Source organism: Bacillus sp. I-2, assembly GCF_001974945.1.
GTDB lineage: Bacteria > Bacillota > Bacilli > Bacillales > Bacillaceae > Bacillus > Bacillus safensis.
Map to the genome: position 1 here is coordinate 22,306 of NZ_LZRW01000045.1, position 22,980 is coordinate 45,285.

Genomic DNA, 22,980 nt, shown 5'->3' on the forward strand with positions numbered 1-22,980 from the left:
TATGCAAGGAAGCACCAATTGGTTTCCTGTAGGAAAAGCGGACATGGTTTTTTTACTGAAAATCAGCTATAATGAGGAGATGAGCAAAAAGGCATTGCCTTAAGGAGTGAAAACATGAAAGAAACGAAATTTACGACATATGAATTAAAGCCTTTTATTATAGATGCTATTCATGAACTAGGCTTTTATGAGCCAACTGATATTCAAAAAAGAATCATCCCTGCTGTTTTAAAAGGAGAAAGCGTGATTGGCCAGTCACAAACCGGAACAGGAAAAACTCATGCGTACTTACTGCCGCTGATTCATTCAATTGATCCAAGCAAAGAACAGGTACAAGTAGTGATTACTGCACCTACAAGAGAATTAGCCAATCAAATTTTCAAAGAAGCTCAAACGATTTTAAAGAATGCTTCTCCAGAAGAAGAGATCAAAGCAAAGCTTTACATTGGCGGAACGGACAAGCAGAAATCAATTCAAAAGCTAAAAAACCAGCCGCATTTGGTGGTCGGTACACCTGGACGTATTGCTGACCTCATTCATGAGCAGGCGCTGAATGTTTATAAAGCGACCTCTCTTGTTATTGATGAAGCGGATTTAATGCTGGATATGGGATTTTTAGAAGATGTGGACCGTATTGGTGCACAAATGCCAGAACAGCTGCAAATGCTTGTGTTCTCTGCAACCATTCCAGAAAAACTAAAGCCTTTCCTGAAAAAATATATGGACAATCCAAAGTATGCGCATGTTGAACCAAAACGGATTACAGCTGAAAACATTCAGCACATTTTAGTTCCTTCTAAACAGCGTGATAAATTAAAATTGCTCCATGAAATGGTGACGAATGTACAGCCATATTTAGGGATCATTTTTGCCAATACAAAAACAACTGTTGATGAAATCGCAGCATTCTTACAAGAAAAAGGAATGAAAATCGGTGTGCTCCATGGCGGGTTGACGCCGCGCGAACGTAAAAAAGTCATGAAACAAATTGAAGATTTGGAGTTCACTTATATTGTGGCATCTGATCTTGCAGCTCGCGGGATTGACATTAAAGGCGTCAGCCACGTGATTAACTATGAACTTCCATCTGATCTTGATTTTTATGTGCACCGTGTTGGAAGAACAGCTCGTGCTGGTTCATCTGGAATTGCCATGACCATTTATGAGCTGGCTGATGAGGATGCACTCATTCAAATTGAGAAAATGGGCGTTGTGTTTGAAAACAAAACCATTGTTCATGGCGAATGGCGAGATGCAGATGACCGTCTGAAGCGTCAAAGACGTAAAAAAGCACCAAATGAAATTGAAGAAAAAGCAAAACGTCTTGTGAGAAAACCGAAAGCCGTCAAACCTGGATATAAAAAGAAAATGACACGTGAGATGGATAAAATCAAAAGACAGGAACGTAGAAAGTCAAAGCGTAGTGGAAAGTAGGGGGAAACATTGTTAAAGATTGGTTCACATGTATCCATGAGCGGAAAACATATGCTTCTTGCAGCGAGTGAGGAAGCTGCCTCTTATGGTTCGAATACGTTTATGATTTATACAGGTGCACCGCAAAATACGCGCCGTAAAAAAATTGAAGACCTCAATATTGAAGCTGGACAAGCGCATATGAAAGAGCATGGCATGACGGATATCGTCGTGCATGCTCCGTATATTATCAATATTGGAAATACAGTGAATCCAGCGACATTTGAGCTTGGTGTAGACTTCCTTCGCTCTGAGATTGAGCGTACGGAAGCGCTGGGAGCAAGACAAATTGTTCTCCACCCGGGTGCGCATGTAGGAGCAGGGGCAGAGGCAGGGATTCAAAAAATCATTGAAGGTTTAAACGAAGTCATTGTGAAAGGTCAAGAGGTTCAAATTGCACTTGAAACAATGGCGGGAAAAGGATCAGAGTGCGGAAGAAGCTTTGAAGAGCTTGCCCAAATTATCGACGGAGTGACACATAACGAAGCTCTTTCTGTCTGCTTTGATACGTGTCACACGCACGATGCTGGTTACCCGATTGTGAGTGACTTTGATGGTGTATTAGAAGAATTTGATCGAATTGTTGGTATTGACCGAATCAAAGTTCTTCATATTAATGACAGTAAAAACGTACAAGGCGCAAGAAAAGACCGACATGAAAATATCGGTTTTGGTGAAATTGGTTTCGATGCACTGAGCTATATTGTGCATCATCCGCAGCTTCAAGATGTGCCGAAAATTCTAGAAACGCCTTATGTAGGTGAAGATAAAAAGAACAAAAAACCACCTTACAAATTCGAAATTGCCATGCTGAAAGAAAAGCAATTTGATGAAGGCTTACTAGATAAAATTACGGGTCAGTAAAAAAGGATGCAACATGTTGAGGTGCCGCTAAATGCGGCCCTTTTTTGCTTAACTTGTAAACTGGTTAAACAAATCATTCACAGTCTGTGCTGTCTGTTTAGAAGTAATCGCTTCCACTTGCTTAAGAAGCCGGTTACGCTCTGAGTCATTAAAAATATTGATGTTTTTCCCGTTCATGAGTTTGGCCACCTCAGCAGCTTGATGAGACGTTAAACTGACGCCATACTGTTTCGCATACCTTAACAGATCATTTGCTGTGATCTGATTGAGCCGCTGCAGGACAATTTTTTGAATTAAAATCAATGCCATTCCTCCCCTCTGTAACAATGTATGGGCGAAAACGGAAAATGTGCAAAAAATTTTATTTTATTCTGTGAAATGATAAAATAGTAAAGTGGATAAAATGTTCATTGAAAATTTAACATGTGTAGAAGGGAGAACGTATGGCAAATAGTAAACAGCACAAAAAGGAATCAGTGCCTCATTTTATTTTGAGAATTTTTCTGATTCTAGTAGGAGCTGCATGTGCAGCAGTCAGCATTGAATTATTTTTAGTGCCAAACAATATTATTGATGGGGGCATCATCGGCATTTCGCTTATTTTGGATTATCTCTTTACAGATAACCCGTTTATTAATTTTGCGACGATTGTTGTCATTTTAAATATTCCATTTATGATATCAGGATACAAGCATATTGGGAAAACCTTTCTCATTTCCACTGTGATTGGGATTGTCAGCTTAGCCGTCATTGAATCTTCACTTCATCATGTGGAGGCATTTACAACACAGCCGATCTTAGCCACTGTATTTGGCGGGCTATTACTTGGATTTGGTGTTGGACTTGTCATCCGTAATGGAGGTTCAATGGATGGAACAGAGATCTTGGGAATTCTTCTGACGAAAAAAATTCCTTTCTCCGTCGGTGAGTTTGTCATGATCGTCAATGTGTTCATTTTTATTTGGGCGGGCTTTGTTTTCGGACCAGAGCAGGCTATGTATTCTGTCATGACATATTATTTGGCAATGAAAACAATTGATGCTGTCATTCAAGGGCTTGATGAAACAAAAGCTGTGATTATCGTATCAGACTATTATGATGAAATTTCAGATGCGATTCTGCATCGACTCGGCAGGGGAACGACAAAGCTGAGAGGAAAAGGCGGCTATACAGACGAAGAAAAAGATGTTATCTACGCTGTTGTCACAAGGCTTGAAATTACAAAGCTGAAATCCATTGTATTTGAAATTGATGACCAAGCATTTATCACGATTATGGATACGCATGAAACAAAAGGCGGTAAGTTCAAAACAGCCATTCATTAGCTTTTATTTTACTTTTTTATCTTTCTTTTATATAATGAAATGCATGTATGGACAGAGAAAATGGCAGAAGCCATTTTCTTTTTGTTGTATAAATCGTAATCATTCTTTTTATATTGATTAAAGGTGGAAAGATTCATGGCAAAGCCAATTATTGAAATGAAGGACATTTCGTACTCGTATGGACAGCGAAATGTCATTGATCACATTCATTTAACAGTAGAGGAAGGAAACTTTCTAGCACTTGTTGGACCGAATGGTTCTGGTAAAACAACCTTATTAAAATGTCTGCTTGGGCTCATTAAACCGCAGCAGGGTGAATTAAAGCTATTTGGCACGCCTGTCTCAAAATTTAGAGACTGGGATCAAATTGGATTTGTTTCTCAAAAGGCGAATAGCTTTAATACAGGTTTCCCTGCTTCTGTATATGAGGTCGTCGCAAGCGGACTGACCGCAAAAATTGGTTTGTTTAAACGAATGAGCAAACAGGATAAATGGCAAGTGGAAGATGCCATTCGCTCAGTTGGCATACAGGATTTAAAGCATCAAAACATCGGTGAGCTTTCTGGCGGGCAGCAGCAGCGTGCATTTATTGCCCGTGCGCTTGTCAGTCAGCCGAAGCTGCTCATTTTGGATGAGCCTACGGTTGGGGTCGACCAGCGGACAGTAGAAGGCTTTTATCAGCTGCTCGAAACATTGAACAAAGAAAAAGGAATGTCTTTAATTATCGTCACACACGACGTTGGCACCGTTTCTGATAAAGTCACCCATGTGGCTTGTTTAAATCAGACACTGCATTTCCACGGGGATGCAGAAGCGTTTGATTCAATGGATGATCAGGCGCTATCCCAATTTTACGGGCATGACATTCAAGTGATTCATCACGACCATCACCATCATGGGGGACATGAATAATGCTATTTCCATTTTTTCATTATGAATTTTTACAAAATGCGTTTATCGCAGGTATACTGATTGGTTTTATTGCGCCCTTACTTGGTGTATTTATTGTCGTAAGAAGGCTCTCGCTTATTGCAGATGCCCTCAGTCACGTATCACTTGCCGGTATTGCCGCAAGTCTATTTCTTGATAAAAAGTTTGGCCTTTTGACAGGGGTAAGCCCGCTCTACTTAGGGATGGCTTTTTCTGTTGCAGGTTCATTGTTTATTGAACGCCTGCGCTCCGTGTATAAACATTATCAGGAGCTTGCCATTCCCATTATTTTATCAGGGGGTATTGGGATCTCCGTCATTTTCATTTCACTATCGAATGGTTTTAATACAGATTTGTTTAGTTATTTATTCGGAAGTGTTAGTGCGGTTTCAAGACTTGATCTTTGGATTATTGTAGGAATCTCACTCGTTGTTGTGTTAGTTGTTGTGCTTTTATATAAAGAATTGTTTCTGCTTTCTTTTGATGAAGAGCATGCAAAGGCTTCTGGTATTTCAGCAAAATGGATTCATTTTATTTTTATCTTAGTCGTTGCACTTGTCATTGCGGCATCGATGCGTATCGTCGGTACACTGCTTGTGTCGGCGCTCATGACGCTTCCTGTTGCGGCAAGTATCCGCATTGCCAAAGGATTCAAACAGGCGATTTTCCTTTCGATCTTATTTGGTGAATTGTCTGTATTGGCCGGATTGATTTTAAGCTATTATCTTGATTTAGCGCCAGGCGGAACCATTGTGATGCTGTCGATCTTGATTTTAATCGGGTGTATTAGTATTGGGAAATTCAGAAGGGGGAATCAACATGAACGTACAAGAAGCGCTTGATTTATTAAAGGAAAAAGGTTACAAATATACAAGCAAACGTGAAGACATGCTTCAATTGTTTTCTGATTCTGATAAATACTTGACCGCTAAAAATGTGCTGACGGCACTAAGTGAAGACTACCCGGGTCTCAGCTTTGATACGATTTATCGAAACTTGTCACTATATGAAGACCTTGGTATATTAGAAACAACGGAATTGTCAGGGGAGAAACTATTCCGTTTTAAATGTTCATTTTCCCATCATCACCATCACTTTATTTGTCTTACATGCGGGAAAACAAAAGAGATCGATGCCTGCCCTATGGACAAGCTCGACGCCGATTTAGAGGATTATCATATTAGCGGACATAAATTTGAAATATATGGAACGTGTCCTTCCTGCGAACCGAAGGAAGTTCACTCATAAAAAAGCCAGCCATGGAGCTGGCTTTTTTGTTTTCTCTTTTGAAAACGTTTTACAAAGGGAGGCTGTTTCATTAAAATGAGATCAAGGTACTACATTTTGAAGTAAAGGGAGGGGTAAAAGTGGCCTATTACGTCGTGTTTGATGTAGGCGGGACGAGAACGAAACATGGATTAATGGATCAGGATGGAAAGCTGGTCTCTAGCGGTGACTATCAGACGAACTGCCGGCAGCTTGAACCGTTTTTAAAAGCCATGGCAGATGTGGTCAAGGAATATCAAAGGGTGACGAATGTCAGCGGTATCGCCATCAGTCTACCAGGCTTTGTGGACAGTGAATCAGGTTATACAGAATTTGCAGGCGCCATCATCGCCTTAAATGGTCAAAATGTAAAAACACTTTTAGAAGAGAAAACGTCTCTTCGTGTAGAAGTGGAAAATGATGCGAACTGTGCAGCTCTCGCAGAAAAATACAGCGGTCATGCGAAAGATTGTGACAGCTTTATTTGTATGACAATTGGCACTGGTGTCGGCGGAGGTATTTTTGCTAATGGTCAGCTTGTGCGCGGTGCATCCTTCCGCGGTGGTGAATTCGGCATGATGCTGACAGAGACGGAAAATGGCCAGTTTACAACTCTTAACAGCAGCGCTTCAACGGCTGGATTAATTCGGAGCTATAAAGAAAAGCAAGGAATACCGCAAAGTACTCAAATAGACGGTCAAGAAATTTTTGAAAAGGCGAAGCATGATCCGGCCATTGAGAAGCTGGTAGATCAATGGTACAAGCGAATAGCCATTGGCGTTTACAATGTAGCGACTGTTCTTAACCCGGAGAAAATCCTCATTGGCGGAGGCGTAAGTGCAAGACCAAATTTATTACAAAATATTGAAAAACATTTACATACACTGCATGCGTGGAAGAACATTCAGGTGAAGCTGGAAACTTGCTACTACTTAAATCAGGCAGGCATGAAGGGGGCACTTTACCATTTCCTCATGAAAGAAGGGCAGCTTGCTCCATCAAAAAAGCCGATACATTAAATGTATCGGCTTCAGCGTGTAGACAAATCCTCGTGTTTGTTCCGCTTCGGTGCTCGCTCAGTTACATTAATAAGCAGTTTGCAGATGCTGCTCATATTGTTTGATCCACTTAGATGCTTCCTGCCAGTTGTTTACGCGTATAATTCTGTCGTCAATTGGCATCTGGTTATAAGGGGAGTTAAAAAGTATAACCGGGATGTCAGCCTCTTTTGCAATCATTGTGGCATTGCCATGATGGTCTTCAAAAAATACATCAATTTTGTGCTTTTGAACGGCTTCCAGCTTATGATGACCGCCAACCAGCTCAATAGCATCATAGTGCACATCATGTTCTTGAAACCACTTGTAGGTGATATCCGAATGCTGCTGCCTTCTTGCGGTAATATAAATCAGTCTGTGCTGCTGCTTCATTTCGTCGAGGATCTCTTTTGCACCCTCAGCAGGCTTTGCCTGTTTATAAATAAGAGGCTCGTGCTGATCCATCCAGCCCCAAAATTCTTCTTGAGAAATTTTTAAAAGCTTCGTCAAATCATACTCTGTCATATCATCTAGTGTCATGGCACATTGGAACGACTCATTTAAGTAGGGAACAAAGGTGTCCTGTGCCGTCACTGTACCATCAATATCAATTCCTAAACGTAACATGCCCACACTCCTCATTTTTATACTCTTAAAGTGTAACATAATCAATTCACAATTCCAGCAAGTTTTAGCAATCATGAAACAGACATTTTTGCTCATACTAAAAAAGCTCCTTTCTATTAACCAAAAGGGGGAATTGATCATGGAAAGAGACGAGGATTTCAGAAGAAATGATCGTGAAATCGACACACACTTTAGTAATGATGATGGCTATTTAGAGGAAACAGCTGCTGAAATTGCAGAGCCATATCAAGCTTCAAGAGATCGAGAAGATAGACGAGGACGTGACCAAGCAGGTGACGAATCAGGCAGTAAAGGGATAGGCTATACAGCACTCGCGATTGCGATTATCTCATTATTTGTCTTGCCGGTGCTATTAGGGGTAGCGGCAATCGTCGTTGGTTATATTGCAAGAAGAAAAGGAGCACATGCGCTTGGCGCGTGGTCAATTGGGATCGGAATTGTTTCCGTCATCCTAGGCATATTTATCACCCCGTTCTTTTAATAAGAACAGAAAAACGCCTGACTATGACGTCAGGCGTTTTTTGTTAGGCATTCGCTTGTTTTTCTTTTTCAGCTTCCATTTTCGCATAATGTTCTTCAGCGATTTTATCGATTTCTTTTTTCAGTTCTTCGACCATTGTTTCTTCCGGTACTTTACGAACAATTTCACCTTTACGGAACAATAAGCCTTCGCCTCTAGCGCCTGCGATTCCGATGTCCGCTTCACGTGCTTCACCTGGACCGTTAACAGCGCAGCCGAGAACTGCTACTTTAATCGGTGCTTTGATTTTAGAAATATATTCTTCGACTTCATTTGCAATGCTGATGAGGTCAATTTCAATTCGTCCACAAGTTGGGCAGGAGATCAGTGTTGCTGCATTTGATGCAAGACCAAATGATTTCAACAATTCACGTGCTACTTTTACTTCCTCAACTGGGTCAGCACTTAATGAAATACGGAGGGTGTTCCCAATCCCCATATTCAAAATAGCGCCAAGTCCAGCTGCACTTTTGACTGTACCTGCAAATAACGTACCTGATTCTGTAATCCCAAGGTGAAGAGGATAATCAAAGGCTTTAGCCGCTTTTTCGTATGCTTCAATTGCAAGGTTTACATCAGATGCTTTCATACTGACGATGATGTCATGAAAGTCTAGGTCTTCTAGAATTTTAATGTGATGCAGTGCACTTTCGACCATACCATCTGCTGTTGGATAGCCGTATTTATCGAGAATTTTTTTCTCTAATGAACCAGCGTTTACGCCAATACGGATTGGAATGCCTTTTTCTTTTGCTGCTTTGACAACAGCTTCGACTTTTTCTCTTCTTCCGATGTTTCCTGGATTGATTCGGATTTTGTCTGCGCCTGCTTCAATCGCTTTCAGTGCAAGCTTGTAGTCAAAATGAATATCCACAACAAGCGGGATGTTAATTTGTTTTTTAATGTCCGCAATTGCATTTGCTGCACGCTCATCTGGACATGCGACACGCACGATTTGACAGCCTGCCTCTTCTAAACGTTTAATTTCAGCGACTGTCGCTTCGACATCATGTGTTTTGGTTGTTGCCATACTTTGAATGACAACCTCATTATTTCCACCTATAGTTAAAGGTCCCACTTTGACGGGACGCGTTTTAGTACGATGTGTGACTTCACTCACTTGTCAATCGCTCCTTAGTGTACAAGCAATTCTTTGCCGTGTACGTCGTGTTTTACAGTTCATATTGTAACAGTCTCTTTGTATGAATGACAAGGAATTAACGTTTTATCTCTTATAGACAGGAAACTTATACGTGCTGCCTGCCCTGATTTCGTTCGCTTTAACACCTTGATTCAGCTCCTCGAAATCCTTAATGACATCATCAAGTGGCTTGCTTGTATGTACGATGGAGAGGACTGTTTCACCTTGTTTAACAGTGACATTCTTATAAGCCTTTTTCTCAGCTGTTTGAAACGCACTTGCTGGGACAGCTGGGTTTTCCTCAACAGGGATAGTTCCATTTTTCAAATCAAAAAAGATAATAAAGAGGACAAACAAACTGATTAGTAAAAAAAGAATTCGCCGCATTTTACTCACCGCTTTTAAGAGTTTACTTCAGTCTATGCATGTCCTGAAATGATAGAACCAAAAAGAGGAGAAAAGCTGGAAAGGGTGGTTCTAGTTCGTTCTAGTATGTCTTGTAATAAAACTGCTTGGGTCGTTGGTGTAAATAGGAGAGCAAGCTCATATGACGGTTATGATAAAATAAGAAAGGGGGAGATTTAATGAAGAAAGTTAGTCAGCATATATATGTAAGAACACTAACAGAAAATGATGCAGAATCACTTTTAACATTAGAGCTTGAGAATCGCTCATATTTTCAGGAATTTACACCTTTGGTCAAAGATGATTTCTTCACGTTACCTCGTCAAATTGAACGAATTCAGCGGAGTAGGCAAAGAATTGCACAAGATGAATCTTACATGCATGGTATTTTCTTAAATGAAACCGATGCTTTAATTGGGACGATCTCATTAAGTTCTGTCGTAAGAGGTCCGATAGAAGGTGCTTGGCTTGGGTATGTACTCGATCAAAGGCAGGGCGGAAATGGATATATGACAGAAGCCATTCGTTTAATCATTGACTATGCCTTTTTTGAGTTGAATCTCCATCGTATTGAGGCTGGAGTAAAGCCAAGTAATAAAGGTTCCATTCGTGTACTTGAAAAGACAGGTTTTGAAAATGAGGGACTAAATCGTAAAAAAGTAAAGATTAATGGAGTGTGGGAGGATCACTATTTGTTTGCGATCATCCATCCAGATGAGTCCTAGCATGAATATACATAAAAAGCTCCTCCGAGCCGGGGGAGCTTTCATTGTTGGATGGATCATTTGCTTTTTTTTGCAGGAATTTCTTTAACAACAAGATATAAAAAGATAAAGTTAATGACCCAATTTAATAAAAATGAGTTTGCAACAGGCGTGTTTAATGCACTCATGATGGCGAAAAAGACCGTTGTTAATGTGAGTGAATAAGCAGAGAGCTTCCAAAGCATTTGGAAGGACAGCTCTTTTTGCTGCATTCGTTTAATAAATGTACCAAGCATCGCAAGGAATGTTGCGCTGATAAACATGAGAGCCGCAGTTGATAGATATAGCAGTACACAGATGACAGGGATGATAATCGCTTGGTTCTGATTTGTGACGCGGGCGAGTTCATCTTTTGTCAGCGTTCCACCAAGGAGCTGGTATGGAATATCTGTCATTTGTCCATCAATGGCAATCACTGCTTTTTCCTTTAACAAAGCGATAGCCGTTTGCTTTGATTCAAGCTCACTTGCTTTTATTTTTTCAGCAGGATCAAAGATGATCGTGATGCCGTTTTCTTCTTTTTCTATTGGTTCACTTTGATCCGCTTGAAGCTTTCCTTTTTCGATTGAAAAGTCGGGTAAATCTTTTTTGATCACATGCTGAAATCCTGACATCGCATTCGAGATCTCTTGGCTCATATGATACCCCTGAGGAACTGCTGCGATAATTGAGAGGATAAAAATGAATAAAATGGCTTTACCGATCCCTGTAAAACGGGCTTTCGCAATATCTTTTGGTGAATAAATTCCTTTTAACAATAGATTAAATACGTTCAATACCTATTCACTTCCTACATTCTTTTCTATTTCTCATATTGTATCAATGTCTATCCATCAAGTACAAGTATGGCCTTCATTACTGGTTAAGATAGAGGGAATGAGGCATAATGTATACAGCATATAAAAAGGAGGCGGCAGGGTCTTGGACATTCTGTATTGGATACTGATTGGCTGTGCATTTATCATTGCGTTTGTTGGACTGGTTTATCCAATTATCCCGAGTGTGGTCTTTATGGTTCTCGGATTTATTCTATATGGCTTCTTCTTTAGCTTCGAGCCGCTTACCCTGACGTTCTGGCTCATTCAAGCCATGTTTACTGCCGTCTTATTTGCGGCAGATTATGTCTCAAACCTTATTGGGGTAAAGCGCTTTGGCGGCAGCAAGGCAGCTATTTGGGGAAGCACCATTGGGTTATTAGCTGGTCCTTTTGTGATACCCATTGCAGGAATTATTATTGGTCCATTTCTTGGGAGTGTCATTGCAGAGCTACTTGTTCATCAAAAAGATCTGAAAACGAGTGTGAAAGTCGGATTAGGCTCATTAATTGGTTTTGTATCAGGTGTTTTTGCAAAAGGATTGATTCAAGCGCTGATGCTGGGGATCTTTTTATTTTATGTCCTTCGCTAAGTGAAAAAGGGTGTTTAAAACTTTTTCAAAAGGGCTAAATACAAAATAAACACTGAAATGTTTCAGAACATGAGCAATAACGTTGAAACAAGCTGTTTCTTTTGATACTCTTTGAGTAGGGTGAATTGCTGACTTACAGAGGAAGCATTTCAGTACATACATTTTAAGGAGGAATTTAACCATGGCTTTTAAACTTCCAGAATTACCATATGCTTACGATGCATTAGAACCACATATCGACAAGGAAACAATGACGATTCACCACACAAAACACCACAACACATATGTAACAAACTTAAACAAAGCAATCGAAGGTGTATCAGCTCTTGAAGATCAATCAATTGAAGAGCTAGTGGCTAACTTAAACTCAGTGCCTGAAAACATTCGTACAGCTGTACGTAACAATGGCGGAGGACATGCGAACCACTCATTATTCTGGACGCTTCTTTCACCAAACGGTGGCGGCGCACCAACTGGTGAACTTGCAGATGCAATCGAAAAAGAATTAGGCGGATTTGAAAAATTCAAATCTGATTTCGCTGCAGCAGCTGCAGGACGCTTTGGTTCTGGTTGGGCATGGCTTGTTGTGAACAACGGAAAACTTGAAATCACAAGCACGCCAAACCAAGATTCTCCTTTAACTGAAGGAAAAACGCCAATTCTAGGACTAGACGTTTGGGAGCATGCTTACTACCTAAACTACCAAAACCGTCGTCCTGATTACATTTCAGCATTCTGGAATGTTGTGAACTGGGATGAAGTAGCTCGCCTTTACAGCGAAGCTAAATAAATCATTTGATTTGAAAAGACCTGCTCTTTAGAGAAGCAGGTCTTTTTATATTTTCCCTCCTTTTTTTACATATCTGCCTTTTGATGAGACAGACTATTGTGTAGAAAAGGAGAATGAATGGTATGAGCAGATTAAAGAAAATGTTCGGGGACATGGATGTTACAAAAGATTTATTGCTCCTCCTCACGATTGGCGGGTTATACGCACTTGCCATTGCGCTTTCGAATACGTTTGTAAATGTGTACTTATGGAAACAGTCTGGGAAATTCACGGATCTTGCGATTTATAACTTGGCCATTGTGGTGCTTCAGCCCATTACGTTTTTATTCGCTGGCCGGCTCGCAAAAAAAATAGACCGGGCGTTTGTCCTTCGTTTCGGTGTCATCTTTTTAGCCGCTTTTTATTTAATTGTCTTAATGGCAGGAGAACAAGCGGCCGCACGGCTTGTTTTGTTGGGAAGTGTCCTTGGGATCGGCTATGGTTTTTACTGGCTTGCTTTTAACGTACTCACCTTTGAGATCACCGAGCCTGAAACAAGAGACTTCTTTAATGGATTTCTCGGTGTGCTTTCCTCAACTGCCGGCATGATCGGTCCTCTCATTGCGGGGATTGTCATTTCTCAGTTAAAGGATGATACAGGCTACACAGTCATTTTCACATTATCGCTTTTTTTGTTTTCACTAGCGGTTGTGATGAGCTTTTTCCTCAAAAGAAGGCAGTCTAAAGGCAAATTTATGATCAAACAAATTTGGAAAGAACGTCATGCAGACGAGAATTGGCGTAGGATTACAACAGCTCACTTTTTTCAAGGGCTTCGTGAAGGGGTCTTTGTCTTCTTAATCAGTGTCTTTGTGTTTATTGCAACAAACAGTGAGCTTGCTCTCGGGACGTTTGGTTTAGTGAATTCAGGTGTTGCCTTTTTTGCTTATTTCTTCGCTACACGTTTGATTAAGAAAAAGTGGCGGAAGAAGGCCATCATGCTTGGCGGGCTGATTTTATACGGCGCCTTGTTTTTAATCGTTTTCCACTTGTCCTATGTATCACTTCTGATGTATGCGGTAGCCATTGCAATAGGATATCCGCTCCTGCTTGTTCCTTATGTATCCTTAACATATGATGTCATTGGCCATGCAAGGTACGCCAGAAAGGCCCGAATTGAATATATTGTGGTCAGAGAGCTATTTTTAAATGCCGGCCGTATTTGTTCGATTGTTTTGTTCCTGCTGTCTGTCACCTTACTAGGTGATGAGCTCGGAATCCCTGCATCACTTGTTGTGCTCGGAGCGGGACACACTCTTATTTATTACTTTGTAAAAGATATTCATTTGAAAGAAAAAACAGCTGATATGAAAGAGGCTGACGGTCAAAAGCCAGTTTCTCAAACGAACCTTATTAAGGGAGAAAGGTAAAATTTCTTACCTATGGAACATCAAATTTCTAGATAAATGATAGAAAAACCGCTAAAATGATGATGGCACCTTTTATACACAAAAAGGGGTGCCATTTCTTTCTTGATAGAAAAGGTGATGTGATGAGAAACAAGAAAAACAAAAAAGACGCGAAGGAAGGGCGCAAAACACTTCCGATCCGGCTGAATTTATTATTTTTAGCTGCCTTTATTATTTTTACCGGCGTTGTCGTTAGGCTCGGATTTGTGCAAATTGTCAATGGAGAAGATTATAAAAAGCAGGCAGAAAAACAAGAGGATGTGAATGTCAGCTCATCTGCTCCGCGCGGAAAAATTTATGATCGAAACTACAATACGATTGTCAGCAATAAAGCGCTGAATGCCATTACATATACGAGAACCTCGACGACTTCACAAGAAGAGCGGCTCAAAGTGGCATCGAAATTAGCGGATATGATTCATGTGAGTACGAAAAAAATCACAGATCGTGACAAAAAAGATTTCTGGATCTTAACGCATCCGAATGAAGCGAAAAAGCTTGTTCAAAAGGAATCAGAATTAAAGGGTGACGATAAGGTCTCTGATGATAAACTATATGAGCTTCAGCTAAAACGCATCACAGACAAGGAATTAAATCAACTGACGAAAAAAGATTTACAAGTGCTTGCCATTAAAAGGCAGATGGATGGAGGCTATGCACTTACGCCTCAATTTATTAAAAATGAAGATGTAAAGCCAAGCGAAATTGCTTACGTCTCTGAGCATTTGGACGAGCTGCCAGGTGTTGATGTGACGACAGACTGGTCACGCAGCTATCCGTATAAAGGACTGCTCCGCAGTATGCTCGGCAGTGTGTCTTCGAGTGATGAAGGTCTTCCGCAGTCACTTCTTGAGCATTATCTATCACTCGGCTACAGCCGAAATGACCGTGTAGGAAAAAGCTATCTCGAATATCAATATGAAGATGTCCTGCAGGGCCAAAAGGAAAAAGAACAGAGTACAACTGATAAACAGGGCAATGTCACAAGCTCTAAAGTCTTAACAGAAGGTAAGAGCGGGAAAGACCTTGTGCTTACCATTGATATTCAGCTGCAAAAAGCGGTTGAAAAAATTATTGAAAAGAACTTGAAAAGTGCGAAACAAAGAGGGGGAACTGAGCTTCTTGACCGCGCATTTGTTGTCATGATGGATCCGAGAAATGGAGAGGTTCTCTCTGTTGCGGGTAAGCAGATTTCAAACAAAAACGGAAAATACAAATTCGATGACTACGCATTAGGAACGATGACATCCTCATATGCGATGGGATCAGCCGTAAAAGGGGCAACGGTACTGACTGGATATAAAACAGGCGCTATTCATATTGGAAGTACCCAATACGATGAACCTCTCTATATCGCCAATTCACCGCCGAAGAAATCCTATCAAAATATGGGACTTATTAATGATTTAACAGCACTAGAGCGTTCATCAAACGTATATATGTTCAAAACAGCGATCGCCATTGGGAAAAGCGAATATCGTAAAAAGCAGCCGCTCCCAATTGATCCGAAAGCATTTGATACGTTCCGCTACAATTTCAGTAAATTTGGCCTTGGCGTCAAAACCGGTATTGACCTGCCAAACGAAGCAACGGGCTACAGAGGAACGTCTACACAATCGGGGCTCTTACTTGACTATGCGATTGGACAGTATGATACGTTTACACCGCTGCAAATGGCGCAATACGTTTCAACCATTGCAAATGGCGGGTATCGTTTACGTCCTCAGCTTGTCAAAGAAGTGAGAGAGTCAGACCCGCAGCGAGGCATTGGAGCTGTGACGGAATCCGTCAAACCGGATGTATTGAATAAGCTAGACATGACAAGTGATGAGATCAAACGCGTTCAGCAAGGCTTCAAGCTTGTCATGCAGAACCCAAGAGGGACAGCCTATTCAAACTTTGGCAACAAAAAGTATAATCCAGCTGGCAAAACAGGAACCGCTCAATCATTCTATGACGGTCCAATTAAAAGCAAGCGCGGTACATCGACGTATAACACAACTCTTGTTGCGTATGCGCCAGCTGATAATCCAGAAGTGGCTATTTCCGTTGTCGTGCCATGGGTGTATCAAGACTACAACCAGCGCTATCCAATTACAAATGATATTGGTGAACAAGTATTAGATAAGTACTTTGAACTGAAATCAAAACAGGAAAGCAATGATACACAGGCGAAAAACAAAAACAAAATTGAAAATGAAGCAGAAACAAATAACTAGACCTTTCATAGGTAAAAACGCTCACTTTTTGTGGGCGTTTTTTTACGTTTTCTTCAAAAATTCCGATATAAATTGACAAAATTCATAAAAAACGCCGCAATTTCTCTACAAAACTTCGACATTTACAAAACCTTAACATTCCATTTAAACGAAATTAATAAAGAACCTTTAATGTATTACTCGTAGGACAAATTATTCAGGGGGTATTCTTGAAATGAAAAAGAACAAATTATGGCTGCTTACTTTCCTTACTATCGCATTGTTAGCATTCGTCACAGCATGCGGAAACAGCAGCTCAAGCGGAGATTCAAAAGACAGTAAAGGAAATGCTTCAAACAAAGATGAGGCATCAGGTTCCATTACCATCTCAGGATCATCTGCGATGCAGCCTTTAGTTCTTGCGGCAGCAGAAAAATTCATGGATAAACATCCAAAAGCCGATATTCAAGTACAAGCCGGCGGTTCAGGAACAGGACTTTCTCAAGTTTCAGAAGGATCTGTACAAATTGGAAACTCAGATGTATTCGCTGAAGAGAAAGACGGAATCGACGCAAAAGCTTTAAAAGACCACAAAGTAGCAGTTGTTGGAATGGCCGCAGCTGTAAACCCTGAAGTGGGTGTCAAAGACATCACAAAGGACGAATTGAAAAAAATCTTCACTGGTAAAATCAAAAACTGGAAAGAGCTTGGCGGGAAGGACCAAAAAATCACGCTTGTCAACAGACCTGATTCTTCAGGAACACGTGCAACATTTGTGAAATATGCACTTGATGGTGCAACACCTGCAGAAGGAATCACAGAAGATTCTTCAAACACAGTGAAAAAGCTGATTGCAGAAACACCAGGTGCGATTGGATACCTAGCATTCTCTTATTTAACAGATGACAAAATTACACCGCTTAGCATTGATGGTGTGAAACCAGAAGAAAGCAATGTAGAAAGCGGGAAATATACAATTTGGGCATACGAGCACTCTTATACAAAAGGTGAGCCGGAAGGTCTAGCAAAACAATTCTTAGATTACCTTATGAGTGACGAAGTACAAAAAGAAATCGTCAAAGACCAAGGCTACATCTCAGTCTCTAATATGAAAGTAGAAAGAGACGCAACAGGCAAACAATCGGATAAGTAAGAGGTCTTGAATTGCTGATGAAGGAAAAGTGGAGCATTTCACTTTTCCTTTTATGACATTCATAGGAGTGTAGAAAAAGATGAAGCAGATAGAACATACAGAAGCGAGCGATCGGCTGATCAGCTCGAAGAAAAATAGGCAAATGGATGAAGTAAGAGGAAGTATTTTGGTGAAATTCTGCGCATTCTTAATGATTGCAGTATCCATCGCCATCACAATATTCCTTGGCATTAAGGGTTTACAATCTTTCATCGTAAATGGTGTAAGCCCAATTGAGTTCTTAACCAGTATCAATTGGAACCCAACAGCAGAAAACCCGGAGTACGGTGCATTTCCTTTTATCTTTGGATCGATCGCCGTCACGCTTCTATCGGCACTTATTGCAGCGCCGCTAGGCATCGCAGGAGCGATCTTTATGACAGAAATTGCACCTGCATGGGGCCGGAAAATTCTCCAGCCAGTCATCGAATTGCTTGTAGGGATTCCATCCGTTGTTTACGGATTCATAGGTCTTACAGTATTGGTGCCGTTTATCGGACATTTCAAGTCAAGCGGCTCAGGGCACAGCGTGTTAGCAGGAACGATTGTCCTTTCTATTATGATTCTGCCAACCGTTACTTCTATTGCAACTGATGCAATGGCTTCCCTTCCAAAAAGCTTACGTGAGGGATCCTATGCACTTGGCGCTACAAGATGGCAAACGATTAGACGTGTGCTTGTACCGGCAGCTCTTCCAACATTAATGACAGCAGTCGTTCTTGGAATGGCAAGAGCATTTGGTGAAGCCCTTGCCGTTCAGATGGTCATTGGAAACACGCGTAATTTACCAGAGAGCATTATGGATACAGCTGGTACATTAACAACCATTATTACGTTAAACATGGGTCACACAACGTATGGAAGTGTTGAAAACAATACACTTTGGTCAATGGGGCTTGTCCTTCTAGTTGTATCGTTTATGTTCATACTCATTATCAGATACTTGTCGTCTAGGAGGAAGATTTAATGAATAGCAAAATGACCGATCGTTTTGCCACGTTTGTTTTTGGATTATGTGCCGCCATTATTACGGCGATCCTAGTTGGTTTGTTTTCTTATATCATCTTCAACGGTGCAAAAGAATTAAATTTTGACTTTTTGACAACCCGCTCAAGTGCAATTGGCTCTGGCGGCGGTATTAGGGATCAGCTGTTTAACTCGTTTTACATTTTGTTTATAACAATGCTGATCACAGTACCACTTGGTGTCGGCGGCGGAGTGTACATGGCTGAATATGCGCCTCAAAACAAAGTCACTGATTTTATTCGCACATGTATTGAAGTGCTGTCTTCACTTCCTTCTATTGTCATTGGTATGTTTGGTTTACTCATGTTTGTCAATTTAACAGGCTGGGGCTATACGATCATCGGAGGAGCTCTTGCGCTCACGGTGTTTAACCTGCCAGTCATGGTCAGGGTGACAGAAGACGCGCTTCGCTCTGTACCGAAGGATCAAAAGGAAGCATCACTTGCGCTCGGTGTGACGAAATGGCATACAGTGAAGACAGTCCTGATTCCTGGTGCGATTCCTTCTATTATTACCGGTGCGATTTTAGCATCAGGAAGAGTCTTTGGGGAGGCAGCAGCGCTTCTTTTCACAGCAGGTCTCACCACACCGCGTCTTGACTTTACAAACTGGAGTCCATTTTCTGATACGTCACCGCTGAATATTTTTAGACCGGCAGAAACATTAGCCGTTCATATATGGAACGTCAATACACAAGGAATCATTCCAGATGCAGAGGCCATTGCAAATGGTGCATCAGCCGTACTTGTGCTTTCAGTTTTAGTATTCAACTTAGCAGCTAGATGGCTTGGTTCATTTATTCATAAAAAGCTTACGTCAAAATAATGCGAGAGAGGTGTGAAGGGGATATGGTTCAAATGCTAGCAGAAAAAAAAGAGATTGCAGCAAAAAAGGCTCCACTTCAAGCGGAACAGATTTTACAGGTGCAGGATTTAAGCATTTATTATGGTGAAAAAAGAGCGGTCAATCACATTTCATTTGAAATTGAGAAGAACGCAATTACCGCATTAATCGGCCCATCTGGGTGCGGGAAATCAACCTTTTTACGCAGCATTAACCGCATGAACGACTTGATCCCAGGTGCGAGAAGTGAAGGTGCGATCATGTACGAAGGGCTCAATATTTTGGATGACCGCATTAATGTGGTGAATTTACGAAGAGAAATCGGCATGGTTTTCCAAAAACCAAACCCATTTCCTAAATCGATCTACAATAACATTACCCATGCGTTAAAGTATGCGGGTGAAAAAAGAAAATCAGTGCTTGATGATGCGGTAGAGGAAAGCTTAACAAAAGCGGCGCTGTGGGATGAAGTCAAAGATCGTCTGCACCGCTCGGCTTTGTCATTATCCGGCGGTCAGCAGCAGCGCCTTTGTATTGCGCGTACGCTTGCGATGAAGCCCAGCGTTCTTTTGTTAGATGAACCCGCTTCTGCCCTAGACCCGATCTCAAATGCAAAAATTGAAGAGCTATTATCAGAATTGAAAAATGATTATTCGATCGTCATTGTGACACACAACATGCAGCAAGCGTTACGTGTATCTGATCATACGGCCTTTTTCCTGAACGGTGATCTAGTAGAATATGATGCCACTGAACGTATCTTTACACGTCCTGCGCAGCAAAAAACAGAAGACTATATCAATGGTCGATTTGGATAAGGCGGGTGGATTTTGATGAATGCAGTAGCAACTGAAACAGCAAAAAAAGAAGTGTTTCGTGTGAATGATATGAACCTTTGGTACGGACAGCATCACGCACTGAAGCATATTGATTTAGACATTAGAGAGCATGAAGTCACAGCAATTATCGGTCCGTCCGGCTGCGGAAAGTCAACGTTTATTAAGACCTTAAATCTTATGGTCAAAACAGTGCCAGGTGTGAAAATCACCGGAGATATGATGTATAACGGCGACAATATTTTAAAAGGCCGCGTTGATCTAGTGGAACTGCGTAAAAACGTCGGGATGGTCTTTCAAAAAGGAAACCCATTCCCTCAGTCTATCTTTGATAATGTCGTCTACGGACCAAGAATTCACGGCGTGAAGAGCAAGCAGCAATTGAAAGAAATCGCTGAAAAAGCGCTTCGTGATGTTGCCCTTTGGGATGAAGTGAAAGATCGATTAAGTGCACCTGCATTAGGTCTTTCCGGCGGTCAGCAGCAGCGTCTTTGTATCGCAAGAGCTATTGCCACAAGCCCAGACATTTTACTAATGGATGAACCAACATCAGCGCTTGATCCTGTCTCAACATTAAAGATTGAAGAATTGATTATGAAATTAAAAGAGAAATACACGATTGCCATTGTGACGCATAACATGCAGCAAGCGGCGAGGGTATCAGATAGAACAGCCTTCTTTTTAATGGGAGAGCTTGTTGAGGTCAATGATACGAATGTGATGTTCTCTGAGCCAAATGATCAAAGAACAAATGATTATATATCTGGTCGATTTGGTTAATAAAAACCCCCTGGAGGTCAGCGCCGCCAGGGGGTTTTTGTTGTTATTTTGTTAAGGCTTTGACGATTTGTTTAAACGTCATCCCTGTTTTTAAATTGAACTTGCCTGCACGAATTTCTTTATGGTAGCCGGCGTCAATCACGTAATCATTAAAATCTTTAGACGAGTTGATGATTCCGTCCTTTTCAAGCATGTCTGAAACATCACTTGTGCTCATCCCGTTTTTAATAACAAATTTGACCGATTTGCCTTTAGGCTTGTCTGATGTTTCTTTATCATTTTTCGAATCGCCGTCTTCATTTGCCTTCAGTGCTTTTTCTTTATAATCAAGAAGCTGCTGATATGTTTCACGGCTGACAGAGACTTCTTTTTTAGAGTCTAAATAGTTTTTCACGTCGGTGTCTGTTACTTTCGCTGCGAGCGTTTCTTTTGTGGTTGTATCAGCCGCCGCTTCATCTTTTCCAGTGAGGAAAAAAACGATCGCCAGAACACCAGTTGCAAGAATCATACCTGCCGCAAACGTTTGGATGCTTTTTTTCGTCATACAAGCACCTTCTCATTGTCTTTAATGATCATGTTGACCTCATCTACAGATACATGCTCAGCGCGCGCAATGGCCTCAGGAGACATGCCATTTTGATGCTTTGAAATGATTTGTCTTGCGATAGATGGATCAATTTCTGAATGTTTGCGGACGACAATGTTTGTTTCAAGCAATTCTTCTTCAAGAACCTTCATTTTCTTTTTCAGTTTATAGATTTCTTGCATTGCAGATAGTTGAAGCGTTTCAAGTTCCTGCTCGACTTCTTTAATCGGCTCTCTTTGAAAATATGAGAATGCGATCAGTACGATACTGACAACAAGCAATCCGATAATTGCAATTTCCATGTTTCATCACCTTTTATTCATATTTTAATGCTGAAAGCCATAAAAGGCTTTCATGATCGTTTCAGACAGTTTTCGACCCTTCTTTTTTATACCATAAAAAAGCTAGTTTCAAAAGGAATTGCTGAAAAAATCACCTTTTTTTCATCTTTTTTCTTTTTATATGAAAAACGAGTATGAAAATCTTGCTCGCTGTCAAAATAAAAGAGGGTTCCTCATGTATACAGTACGACAAAGATTGAGGTTTTATAGGGGAGCAGGCCATTTTTCATGAAATGACGGTGTGATATGGATCAGAACGCGGACGGGATTGACTGAAATTCAAATTGGTGAAAAAACATTCTAGCATTCCTAAGCTAGAAGTGGTATTATAGTTAGGTCTGAATGTGAATTGATTTTAGTTTGGAGGGAAAAACATGCGCGTAAATATTACTCTAGCTTGCACTGAATGCGGTGAGCGTAACTATATTACTAAAAAGAATAAGCGAAACAATCCAGATCGCGTTGAATTCAAAAAGTATTGCTCACGTGATAAAAAACAAACTTTACATCGTGAAACAAAGTAAGCAGCAGGGAATTTTCCTGCTGTTTTTTTATGATGGGAGATGATCTGTGTGAAAAAAGAGCTTCGTCTTCAAACATTAGCCAAGCTGGACCAGATGAGTGCTGAGGAATTCAAGCGAAGCACCGCTTTACTTCATGAGCACTTGTTTCAACTGTCATCATGGAAACAAGCGAATACGATTGCACTCACCATGTCTAGAGGAAAAGAGGTACCGACAATGCCTCTCATTGAAAAAGCCTGGCAGGAGGGGAAAACAGTATGTGTACCCACCTGTTTTCCGGAAACAAAAGAGATGACGTTTTATGAATATACACCGGAAACGAAAATGATCTCCCGCTACTTTGGGCTAATAGAGCCAGACCCTCTGACGTCGGCCGCTGCATCTAAAGAATCAATCGATTTGATCATTGTGCCTGGTGTGTGCTTCGATCGAAAAGGCTACCGTATCGGATATGGGGGCGGCTATTATGACCGCTACTTAGCTGACTATCACGGCGAAACGCTTGCCCTTTGCTTGACAGTACAGCAAACCGAGCATATTCCGGCTGAAACGCACGACATCCCAGTCTCAATCATGGTCAGTGAGAAAGGTACCATATATCCAAAATAAAAGTCCGCTGCTTATACGTAAGAACGG

The 22,980-nt window shown here is 41.0% G+C and carries 27 protein-coding genes; 20 read left to right on the forward strand and 7 right to left on the reverse strand.

Annotated features, from left to right (window positions below; translation table 11 throughout):
- The first annotated feature begins 114 nt into the window (after positions 1-114).
- A complete protein-coding gene (locus tag BAE31_RS16450; protein ID WP_076840965.1) occupies positions 115-1,434 on the forward strand; it encodes a DEAD/DEAH box helicase in 1,320 nt (439 codons plus the stop codon).
- Positions 1,435-1,443: 9 nt separating this feature from the next.
- Positions 1,444-2,337, forward strand: coding sequence for a deoxyribonuclease IV (locus tag BAE31_RS16455; RefSeq protein ID WP_024427965.1), 894 nt, complete (start codon positions 1,444-1,446; stop codon positions 2,335-2,337).
- A gap of 48 nt (positions 2,338-2,385) precedes the next feature.
- Here BAE31_RS16455 and BAE31_RS16460 read toward each other — a convergent pair whose 3' ends face one another.
- The gene (locus tag BAE31_RS16460; protein WP_024423008.1) at positions 2,386-2,640 is read right to left on the reverse strand and encodes a DUF2624 domain-containing protein; all 255 of its coding nucleotides are present in this window, start codon (positions 2,638-2,640) and stop codon (positions 2,386-2,388) included.
- 140 nt (positions 2,641-2,780) lie between these two features.
- Between BAE31_RS16460 and BAE31_RS16465 the strand changes: the two genes are divergently transcribed.
- The 5 genes from BAE31_RS16465 to BAE31_RS16485 all read left to right on the forward strand — a co-directional run bounded on the left by BAE31_RS16465 (position 2,781) and on the right by BAE31_RS16485 (position 6,877).
- Positions 2,781-3,662, forward strand: coding sequence for a YitT family protein (locus tag BAE31_RS16465; protein ID WP_024423007.1), 882 nt, complete (start codon positions 2,781-2,783; stop codon positions 3,660-3,662).
- A 135-nt stretch (positions 3,663-3,797) separates the two neighbouring features.
- Entirely contained in the window at positions 3,798-4,574 is a 777-nt protein-coding gene (locus BAE31_RS16470; protein ID WP_076840966.1) for a metal ABC transporter ATP-binding protein, read from the forward strand.
- Positions 4,574-5,434: a metal ABC transporter permease gene (locus BAE31_RS16475; RefSeq protein ID WP_076840967.1), complete on the forward strand. Its 861-nt coding sequence runs from the start codon at positions 4,574-4,576 to the stop codon at positions 5,432-5,434. Before BAE31_RS16470 ends, BAE31_RS16475 begins: the two co-directional genes overlap by 1 nt.
- Positions 5,412-5,840 carry a zinc uptake transcriptional repressor Zur gene (gene zur / locus BAE31_RS16480; RefSeq protein WP_003217433.1) on the forward strand — a complete coding sequence of 143 codons (429 nt, stop codon included), beginning with the start codon at positions 5,412-5,414 and terminating at the stop codon, positions 5,838-5,840. Before BAE31_RS16475 ends, zur begins: the two co-directional genes overlap by 23 nt.
- A 119-nt stretch (positions 5,841-5,959) precedes the next feature.
- Positions 5,960-6,877, forward strand: coding sequence for an ROK family protein (locus BAE31_RS16485; RefSeq protein ID WP_056767362.1), 918 nt, complete (start codon positions 5,960-5,962; stop codon positions 6,875-6,877).
- 66 nt (positions 6,878-6,943) lie between these two features.
- Here the strand turns inward: BAE31_RS16485 and BAE31_RS16490 are convergent, their stop codons facing one another.
- Positions 6,944-7,522 (reverse strand): 5' nucleotidase, NT5C type, encoded by a 579-nt coding sequence (locus tag BAE31_RS16490; RefSeq protein WP_056767359.1) that lies wholly within the window; start codon positions 7,520-7,522, stop codon positions 6,944-6,946.
- Between the two features lie 139 nt (positions 7,523-7,661).
- On the opposite strand from BAE31_RS16490, the gene BAE31_RS16495 reads away from it, so the two are divergent.
- Complete coding sequence (locus tag BAE31_RS16495; RefSeq protein WP_025092959.1) at positions 7,662-8,024, forward strand: DUF308 domain-containing protein; 363 nt, start codon at positions 7,662-7,664, stop codon at positions 8,022-8,024.
- A 43-nt stretch (positions 8,025-8,067) separates the two neighbouring features.
- Here the strand turns inward: BAE31_RS16495 and ispG are convergent, their stop codons facing one another.
- Positions 8,068-9,183: a flavodoxin-dependent (E)-4-hydroxy-3-methylbut-2-enyl-diphosphate synthase gene (gene ispG / locus BAE31_RS16500; protein WP_024423001.1), complete on the reverse strand. Its 1,116-nt coding sequence runs from the start codon at positions 9,181-9,183 to the stop codon at positions 8,068-8,070.
- 105 nt (positions 9,184-9,288) lie between these two features.
- Entirely contained in the window at positions 9,289-9,591 is a 303-nt protein-coding gene (locus tag BAE31_RS16505; protein ID WP_056767356.1) for a hypothetical protein, read from the reverse strand.
- Between the two features lie 197 nt (positions 9,592-9,788).
- Between BAE31_RS16505 and BAE31_RS16510 the strand changes: the two genes are divergently transcribed.
- Positions 9,789-10,334 carry a GNAT family N-acetyltransferase gene (locus tag BAE31_RS16510; RefSeq protein WP_056767353.1) on the forward strand — a complete coding sequence of 182 codons (546 nt, stop codon included), beginning with the start codon at positions 9,789-9,791 and terminating at the stop codon, positions 10,332-10,334.
- A gap of 56 nt (positions 10,335-10,390) precedes the next feature.
- Here BAE31_RS16510 and BAE31_RS16515 read toward each other — a convergent pair whose 3' ends face one another.
- Positions 10,391-11,149: a DUF1189 domain-containing protein gene (locus BAE31_RS16515; protein WP_025092961.1), complete on the reverse strand. Its 759-nt coding sequence runs from the start codon at positions 11,147-11,149 to the stop codon at positions 10,391-10,393.
- A 145-nt stretch (positions 11,150-11,294) separates the two neighbouring features.
- On the opposite strand from BAE31_RS16515, the gene BAE31_RS16520 reads away from it, so the two are divergent.
- The 9 genes from BAE31_RS16520 (at position 11,295) to pstB (BAE31_RS16565) (ending at position 20,893) form a co-directional block, all read left to right on the forward strand.
- A complete protein-coding gene (locus BAE31_RS16520) occupies positions 11,295-11,780 on the forward strand; it encodes a DUF456 domain-containing protein (RefSeq protein ID WP_024427974.1) in 486 nt (161 codons plus the stop codon).
- Positions 11,781-11,961: 181 nt separating this feature from the next.
- Positions 11,962-12,570: a superoxide dismutase SodA gene (gene sodA / locus BAE31_RS16530; RefSeq protein WP_007501264.1), complete on the forward strand. Its 609-nt coding sequence runs from the start codon at positions 11,962-11,964 to the stop codon at positions 12,568-12,570.
- 122 nt (positions 12,571-12,692) lie between these two features.
- On the forward strand, positions 12,693-13,979 hold the full coding sequence (locus tag BAE31_RS16535; RefSeq protein ID WP_041106889.1) for an MFS transporter: 1,287 nt from the start codon (positions 12,693-12,695) through the stop codon (positions 13,977-13,979).
- 122 nt (positions 13,980-14,101) lie between these two features.
- Entirely contained in the window at positions 14,102-16,237 is a 2,136-nt protein-coding gene (locus tag BAE31_RS16540) for a peptidoglycan D,D-transpeptidase FtsI family protein (RefSeq protein WP_041106887.1), read from the forward strand.
- Positions 16,238-16,451: 214 nt separating this feature from the next.
- Complete coding sequence (locus tag BAE31_RS16545; protein WP_075623509.1) at positions 16,452-17,369, forward strand: phosphate ABC transporter substrate-binding protein; 918 nt, start codon at positions 16,452-16,454, stop codon at positions 17,367-17,369.
- A 79-nt stretch (positions 17,370-17,448) separates the two neighbouring features.
- Positions 17,449-18,375, forward strand: coding sequence for a phosphate ABC transporter permease subunit PstC (gene pstC / locus BAE31_RS16550; protein ID WP_024422994.1), 927 nt, complete (start codon positions 17,449-17,451; stop codon positions 18,373-18,375).
- On the forward strand, positions 18,375-19,259 hold the full coding sequence (gene pstA / locus BAE31_RS16555; protein ID WP_025092964.1) for a phosphate ABC transporter permease PstA: 885 nt from the start codon (positions 18,375-18,377) through the stop codon (positions 19,257-19,259). The genes pstC and pstA overlap by 1 nt, the downstream gene beginning before the upstream one ends.
- Positions 19,260-19,282: 23 nt before the next feature.
- Complete coding sequence (gene pstB / locus BAE31_RS16560) at positions 19,283-20,095, forward strand: phosphate ABC transporter ATP-binding protein PstB (RefSeq protein WP_034280171.1); 813 nt, start codon at positions 19,283-19,285, stop codon at positions 20,093-20,095.
- A 15-nt stretch (positions 20,096-20,110) separates the two neighbouring features.
- On the forward strand, positions 20,111-20,893 hold the full coding sequence (pstB, locus tag BAE31_RS16565; RefSeq protein WP_041106885.1) for a phosphate ABC transporter ATP-binding protein PstB: 783 nt from the start codon (positions 20,111-20,113) through the stop codon (positions 20,891-20,893).
- Positions 20,894-20,936: 43 nt separating this feature from the next.
- Here pstB (BAE31_RS16565) and BAE31_RS16570 read toward each other — a convergent pair whose 3' ends face one another.
- Entirely contained in the window at positions 20,937-21,437 is a 501-nt protein-coding gene (locus BAE31_RS16570; RefSeq protein ID WP_024422990.1) for an endolytic transglycosylase MltG, read from the reverse strand.
- Positions 21,434-21,781, reverse strand: coding sequence for a hypothetical protein (locus BAE31_RS16575; protein ID WP_024422989.1), 348 nt, complete (start codon positions 21,779-21,781; stop codon positions 21,434-21,436). The genes BAE31_RS16570 and BAE31_RS16575 overlap by 4 nt, the downstream gene beginning before the upstream one ends.
- Positions 21,782-22,194: 413 nt before the next feature.
- On the opposite strand from BAE31_RS16575, the gene rpmG reads away from it, so the two are divergent.
- Both rpmG and BAE31_RS16585 read left to right on the forward strand, forming a co-directional pair.
- On the forward strand, positions 22,195-22,344 hold the full coding sequence (gene rpmG / locus BAE31_RS16580; RefSeq protein ID WP_008360061.1) for a 50S ribosomal protein L33: 150 nt from the start codon (positions 22,195-22,197) through the stop codon (positions 22,342-22,344).
- Between the two features lie 48 nt (positions 22,345-22,392).
- Positions 22,393-22,953, forward strand: a complete 561-nt coding sequence (locus BAE31_RS16585; protein WP_041106883.1) for a 5-formyltetrahydrofolate cyclo-ligase — start codon at positions 22,393-22,395, stop codon at positions 22,951-22,953.
- Positions 22,954-22,980: the final 27 nt, after the last annotated feature.